Origin of the sequence: Myroides sp. LoEW2-1 (assembly GCF_009767705.1) — a bacterium.
Taxonomy (GTDB): domain Bacteria; phylum Bacteroidota; class Bacteroidia; order Flavobacteriales; family Flavobacteriaceae; genus Flavobacterium; species Flavobacterium album_A.
This window is the reverse complement of sequence record NZ_WSPP01000178.1, coordinates 1-6,314: the sequence shown is the minus strand read 5'-3', so window position 1 is coordinate 6,314 and position 6,314 is coordinate 1. Positions and strand designations below refer to the sequence as shown.

The following is a 6,314-nucleotide window of genomic DNA, read 5'->3' as shown; positions in this document are numbered from 1 at the left end:
GGTTCGTTGATATTCCATATATCAAAGGTAAACATTTTTAGAAGCTGAAAGCTAAATGCACTAAAGTGCATAGTTTTAACTACAGTCTGCGACCAATAAAAAGAATAGCCTTAAAATAATAATTATTTTAAGGCTATTCTTTTTTTCATTTCCTCTACAACTTCAAAAGCAGCAGGACAAATAGCTACATTCTTTAAAGTTAGATTGGTTATTTGATTAAACTTTTTGCGATCTGTATGGGGGTATTCTCGACAAGCTTTTGGTCTTACATCGTAAATCATGCAATAATTATCAGCATCCAAAAAAGTACAAGGTACACTTTGTAAAACATAATCCCTATCTTCATCAATACGCAAATACTGATCGATAAACTGTTGGGGTTTTAATCTCAGGTGCTTTGCTATTCTTTCAATGTCGGCATTGGTAAAAAGAGGTCCAGTAGTTTTACAGCAATTGGCACAGCTCAAACAATCTATTCGATCAAAAACTTGTTCGTGTATTTCTTCCATTTTGTAATCGAGATCCTTAGGAGGTTTCTTTTTTAACTTATCGAAATACTTTTTATTCTCGTTATGCTTATCTTTGGCGAGTGTAGGAAGTTGTTTTAATACTTTATCCATCAACTAAATTTTGATGCAAATTTACAACCTCCATTTAATTTATTTACAATAATTACAATGAAAGATTTATTAGGTAAGGCAATTTTAGATTTCCAAACAAATAATAATCCACAGAATATAATCACAGAAACAGACATTTCTGAATCTGAAGAAATGGATATTAATTATCTCTTTAGAAAATATGAAGAAATGCCTAAAATCGAACAAAAAGCACTTGATTTAGCTAAGGGAAAGATACTTGATGTAGGTTGCGGTGCTGGAGCTCATTCCTTGCATTTAATCAAGAAAGGCTTCGATGTAAAAGCCATTGATATATCACCAAATTCAATTGAAGCTTGTCGCTTGAGAGGAATACAAGCTGCTGAAGTAAAAGATATTTTAGATTTAAAAGACGAAACTTTCGATACTATACTGCTGTTAATGAATGGAACAGGGATATTTGGTAAACTTATAAATACAACAAAATACCTCACACATTTAAAGACGTTATTGAATCCAGGTGGACAAATATTAATAGACAGTTCTGACTTGATTTATATGTTTGATACAGATGAAGATGGCGGCGTGTGGATACCAATGGAGAACAAAGATTATTATGGAGAATTAACCTTTACAGTTGAATACAAAGGGGAAATTGACAATCCATTTAATTGGTTATACCTGGACTATAACACCTTGCAAAATGCTGCCCATGCAAATGGTTTTGAATGTGATTTAATTTACGAAGGAGACAATTGTGATTACTTAGCTAAGCTATATATCTAATTGTAATTCAATACGATTCACCATTTCCTGCTCATCGCAGTAAAGTTGTGCTTATCACGATTAAAAGTGATTTTCCTTTTATTGCCATATACAGTAGGTTTGACAAAATAAAAAAGAGGAAACTTAGTTCCTCTTTTTCTATTTTATTGCATATACTTCATCATAATTCCCTGTAATCCCATAGCCCATTCCTGACCTACTTTTTCACCCTTTTCCATTAATATTGTACTCTTAGTTGAAAGTTTCTTTCCCAAAGGTGTTTCATAAAATTGGATTAGGTCTTTTACATCCTGATGTGTAAACTCACTCATATACAAATCAGCCATCTTATCTTTTAATACATTCAAGCTTGCATTTAGATCTTTTCTAAAATCTGCTCTTTTGTCTGATGGTATATTTTCTTCTAACTGACTTGTAAGTTTTTCAAAGATTGCAAGTTGCCCACTCATATCCATATACTTCTTAGTATCAGTTTTGAAATCTTGTGCAAAACTCACTTGAGATGCGAAGATTACAACAAAAGTAAATAGTAGTTTTCTCATATTAAATTAATTTTTATAATTGGTAAATGAAATACATATTAAGGGATATCTAAATACTTATGTGTTTGTAAAGAGATTCTCCATTTGGGATTATTCTTAACGTATTCTATAATAAGTGGCATCATCTCCTGGCGTTTACCCCATTCAGTTTGGAGTAAAAGCAAAGCATTAGGATTTACCTTTGCAGCTTGTTCTTCAGCAAAGATGAAGTCGTGTTTATTATAAATTACAACTTTTAACTCACTCGCTGCAGCATAAGCGCTCTCAGTAGGCAATTTAGTTTTCTTAGGCGATAAACAAACCCAATCAAAATCTCCAGACATTTCGTAAGCACCAGAAGTCTCAATATTAGTCTGCATACCTGCTTCTTTCAATTTAGAAGTTAAGTAATCTAAATTGTACATAAGAGGTTCTCCTCCTGTTATTACAGCCAATTTTGCCTCTGACGAAGCATTAGCGACGATATCTTCAATCTTAGTTAATGGATGTAATTCTGGGTCCCAGCTTTCCTTAACATCACACCAATGACAACCAACATCACATCCCCCTAAACGTATAAAATAAGCAGCACTTCCCGAATAAAATCCTTCTCCTTGAATAGTATAAAACTCCTCCATTAATGGCAATACTCTACCCTCTTGTAACGCAAGATTACGTTCTTCTTGTAACATATTCTAATCTTCTTAATGGTTACAAAGATAAAGCATATTCAAGGTATAAACTTCCTAAATAAAAAAAACTTATTTGTTAGAATACAAATAAGTTTTTTAAAATTATAACACTTAATTCGAAATTGCCTTTAATGTCTGTACTGCAAATTCATTGTTTGCTTCATATTGCAATGTCTTATTAAACATATCTTTTGCATTAGAAATATCATCTATGTTAGCATAATAAGCCCCCATAGCATTATAAGCTTCAACTAAACGACTCTTATCACTATCTGATAGTTCCGTCTCCTTGCTATTAGCTAAAACAACCTTCTCAAATGTTTGATAAGCTTTGAAACGCGCTTCGTATGCTTCTTCGCTATTTATATTGCGATATGCTCTCGCTTGGAAAAAATAAGATTCAGTAATATTAGGAGCACTTGCAATAGTTCGATCAAAGTATTTAACCGCTTGTTTCATGTAATCTTCCTGACCTTCTTTCATATCTAATCCTAAAGAATAATAACAATAAGCGATATAATAGTTATCGTAACTATAATTGCTTTGATCCTTAACTTCAGCAGAGATACTTAGCAAATCAATAGCTTCTTGAAACTTATCAGCTCTAAAAAGCTCTATTCCATAAGTATTAAAAGAAGATGCTATTTTTGAATCCACTTGAACCGCTTTCTTTAAGCTTTCGATACCTTTACTGTATGTATGCTGTCCTTGCTTTAAATAGCTGATACCTAATTGCAGGTAATTCTCTGCAGACTTGTTTTTTATACTTTCAATAGCAGTACTACTCTTCGCATAATTGCCATTATTAAAAGTAGCCACAGCTAAATACTCATATACTCTATCATTTACTCCTTTAGACTTTACTAAATCTTCAGCAAGTATCTCTAACTCTTTATAATTATTTGATTGCGCTAAAAACTTAGCATATCTCATCTTAGCCTCTAAAGAATTATCAGTAGCACTAACATACTTCTTATAGTTGTCATTTGCCTTAGCCAATAAATCGCTTTCATCAGCTTTATTTGTAGTCGACCATAAGTAATAAGTATCTGCAATCTCTCTGTAAACAGGTGCATAATCCGGAAACTCCTTATTAATTTCATTTAAAGAATTAATTGCTTCTTTAAAAGCCCTTGTACGTTTAGTAATAATTGCAAGCTCCATACGAGCCTCTAATAAATTAGGATCTAATATAGCGGCATCGCTAAAAGCAGCATATGCTTCATTATAATTGTTTTTAGCCAAATTAGCTTTAGCTACAATGAAAAAAGCGTAAGCATTCTGATAGTCTTGCTCCAACACTTTTTTAGCTATGCGCTCTGCTTCTTCAACATTTGGGTTCTTCGAATTCAAATAAGCTGCTGCCACAAGTAACTGTTCATGGTAGTCTTTCTTTCTCATTTCTTTCTCAGCCTTAGCAAATTTGTCTTTTGCTTCAGTTAAATTCGATGAATCAAGATCGATTTGCCCTAAACCAATATAATTTAAAGATCCCTTTTTCTTAACAGAGACACCTTGATTAAAAAAGTACTTAGCCGAATCAACTTGAGATTCTTGCAAATAAATATCTCCTAAATAATAATAGTTCTCACCTTCATTAGGTTTACTATCAATCAAATTTTTTAAAATATGCTTTGCCTTATCTAGTTGATCTCCTTTTATGGCTTTCTTTGCCTCTGCTAAGTCCTGTGCATGAAGTGCACCAGTACTACACAAAGCGCCAATTAATAAAGTAAGTGATAACTTATTGTGTTTAGTCATGATATAGTGTGTTTATTAATTCTGATTTATAATTCATTGCGAACGTTAAGTTCTCTTGGCGGGGTTTTAAATGGAACCAAACCTGACTTAAGTACTATTCTCTGCCCTTTATACCCAGCGATATAAGATGCAAAACCAACACCTAATCCCGATTTACCTTGCGTATCTATCACGTATATCTTACGAGTTAAAGGATACTTTCCTTCGGCTATATTATTTTGACTCGCCTTATAATAGATACCGTCCTCCTTATTCTTTACACCTAAAACCTTAATATTCTTAAGTACATCTTTTAACTCACCATCAGGTTGAACCAACCAATTTAGCCCAATAACACCGATTGCATTTGGATTCTCATTTACATATTTGACAACATCCTTAGTTGATGGTAAAAAATAGGCATAATCCTTCGGAAAATCTCTACTTCCTGTTGCTTCTCTAAAAGCGGCAGATACCGAAGAACTATAATGATCAAATACCAAAATAGGATCTTTCACTAACTCAGATTGCAAATCTTTCGTATCTCTTAGATAATCGCTCTTAACCAAGTTCTTCAAAACGCGATCATAATCTACAACAGAATCTTTAAAGCTTTTACTGGTAACAAATACAATAGCATCCGTGGCAAAATGTGTGCGTTTAGGCGTAACTTTTCCAACAAAAAAAGCAAGTTCTTGTTCATTTAAGTCACGTGGAAGAATAGCTACTCTCAATGAATCTTTGAGCATCATACTTAATATCTCTTGTTGGGGTTTTGAAATTAAGTCAACTTTAGCACGTGTGTATTCATGTTCAAAAACTCTTGCCACATCCTCTGTAATTGGAAATACAGATTCCTCTACCAGAATAGAAATCTTTCCAGAAACTGGTGTCTCCTCGATCTCTTCAAAGTTAATTTCCTTGGTATCATTAGACCCCAAACCACTTTTTTTATCACTTTTACACTGTGCAAATCCTAATCCTAACAAACATATTGTCAAGATAAAACGAGCTCTTTTGAGCACTACTCTATTCATAAATAATCTTTATTACAAACTTAAACCAATCTAAGTTCTATAAAGATAAAAAGATTTATAAGAAAACATCCTTAAATAGAATGATTTAACAAAAGCATAAAGTAAAAAAGGGCACCTAAACAGGTCCCCTTTTTACTATTTCTAATAATTCTAATTCTCTTGCCTTAAACGGATGAATCTAAATACTCCGTAAACAATTAATAAAATACCAAATAGCATACGATTATTATATTCTAAAGCTATAGGCATATCCTTCCATACGATTAAAGTAATGCCGAGTCCGACATACAATAAAAAAAAACAGAAGCCAAAAAGAAACAGAAATCGCTGCAATAGCGATTTCTGTTCAAATTTATTTTTCAACATACGATTATTGTACTTGAATTGTAATAGGTAATGTAAACTGAGAACGTACTGTTCTACCGTTTTGTTGTGCAGGTTTCCATTTTGGCATACCATTAAGAACACGCACTGCCTCTTTACCAGCTCCGTAACCAGGGTCACGAAGAACTTTGATATCAGTTAATGAACCGTCCTTCTCTACGATAAACTGAACAATAACTTGAATACGCTTAGTAGATGAATCAATATCTGGTGTTCTAAATCTACTAACAAATTGTTTTTGGAAAGCTGGCATACCTCCAGGATAAGAAGCTTGAACTTGTACAGCAACGAATACTGTATTTTCATCTGTTTCTACTTTATCCTCTTTATTTGCGTCACCAGTTTTCTCACCAGTTTTAATTTCACCGTGTTTTTTATCTCCTTCAGCGTCTTTAGCTCCAGGATCAACATCGTCTTTGAAATCTTTTTGTTTTGGTGGTTCTTCATTCGCATTCTCCTTAGTATCAACTACAGGGTCTGTAAACTTTTTAGTATCGTTTACCGACTTCACTGCTGGAGGTGGCGGTGGTGGAACATCCTCAACTGGTGGTGGTG

8 protein-coding genes are annotated in these 6,314 nt (G+C 33.3%); 1 reads left to right on the top strand and 7 read right to left on the bottom strand.

From position 1 onward, the window contains the following. Positions 1-122 precede the first annotated feature (122 nt). Positions 123-620 (bottom strand): YkgJ family cysteine cluster protein, encoded by a 498-nt coding sequence (locus GOQ24_RS10990; RefSeq protein WP_155091086.1) that lies wholly within the window; start codon positions 618-620, stop codon positions 123-125. 57 nt (positions 621-677) lie between these two features. Between GOQ24_RS10990 and GOQ24_RS10985 the strand changes: the two genes are divergently transcribed. Further along, positions 678-1,385, top strand: coding sequence for a class I SAM-dependent methyltransferase (locus GOQ24_RS10985; RefSeq protein ID WP_155091087.1), 708 nt, complete (start codon positions 678-680; stop codon positions 1,383-1,385). A 143-nt stretch (positions 1,386-1,528) separates the two neighbouring features. On the opposite strand, the gene GOQ24_RS10980 is transcribed toward GOQ24_RS10985, so the two are convergent. The 6 genes from GOQ24_RS10980 to GOQ24_RS10955 form a co-directional block, all read right to left on the bottom strand. Continuing rightward, positions 1,529-1,927, bottom strand: coding sequence for a DUF2059 domain-containing protein (locus GOQ24_RS10980; RefSeq protein ID WP_155091088.1), 399 nt, complete (start codon positions 1,925-1,927; stop codon positions 1,529-1,531). Between the two features lie 38 nt (positions 1,928-1,965). Beyond that, positions 1,966-2,598, bottom strand: coding sequence for a 7-carboxy-7-deazaguanine synthase QueE (locus GOQ24_RS10975; RefSeq protein WP_155091089.1), 633 nt, complete (start codon positions 2,596-2,598; stop codon positions 1,966-1,968). 111 nt (positions 2,599-2,709) lie between these two features. Further along, on the bottom strand, positions 2,710-4,359 hold the full coding sequence (locus tag GOQ24_RS10970) for a tetratricopeptide repeat protein (RefSeq protein ID WP_160339698.1): 1,650 nt from the start codon (positions 4,357-4,359) through the stop codon (positions 2,710-2,712). Positions 4,360-4,385: 26 nt separating this feature from the next. Further along, on the bottom strand, positions 4,386-5,375 hold the full coding sequence (locus tag GOQ24_RS10965; protein ID WP_155091091.1) for a PstS family phosphate ABC transporter substrate-binding protein: 990 nt from the start codon (positions 5,373-5,375) through the stop codon (positions 4,386-4,388). A 150-nt stretch (positions 5,376-5,525) separates the two neighbouring features. Beyond that, positions 5,526-5,741: a hypothetical protein gene (locus GOQ24_RS10960; protein ID WP_155091092.1), complete on the bottom strand. Its 216-nt coding sequence runs from the start codon at positions 5,739-5,741 to the stop codon at positions 5,526-5,528. Between the two features lie 4 nt (positions 5,742-5,745). Then, on the bottom strand, positions 5,746-6,314 hold a 569-nt coding region (locus GOQ24_RS10955), incomplete at its 5' end, for an energy transducer TonB (protein ID WP_160339697.1).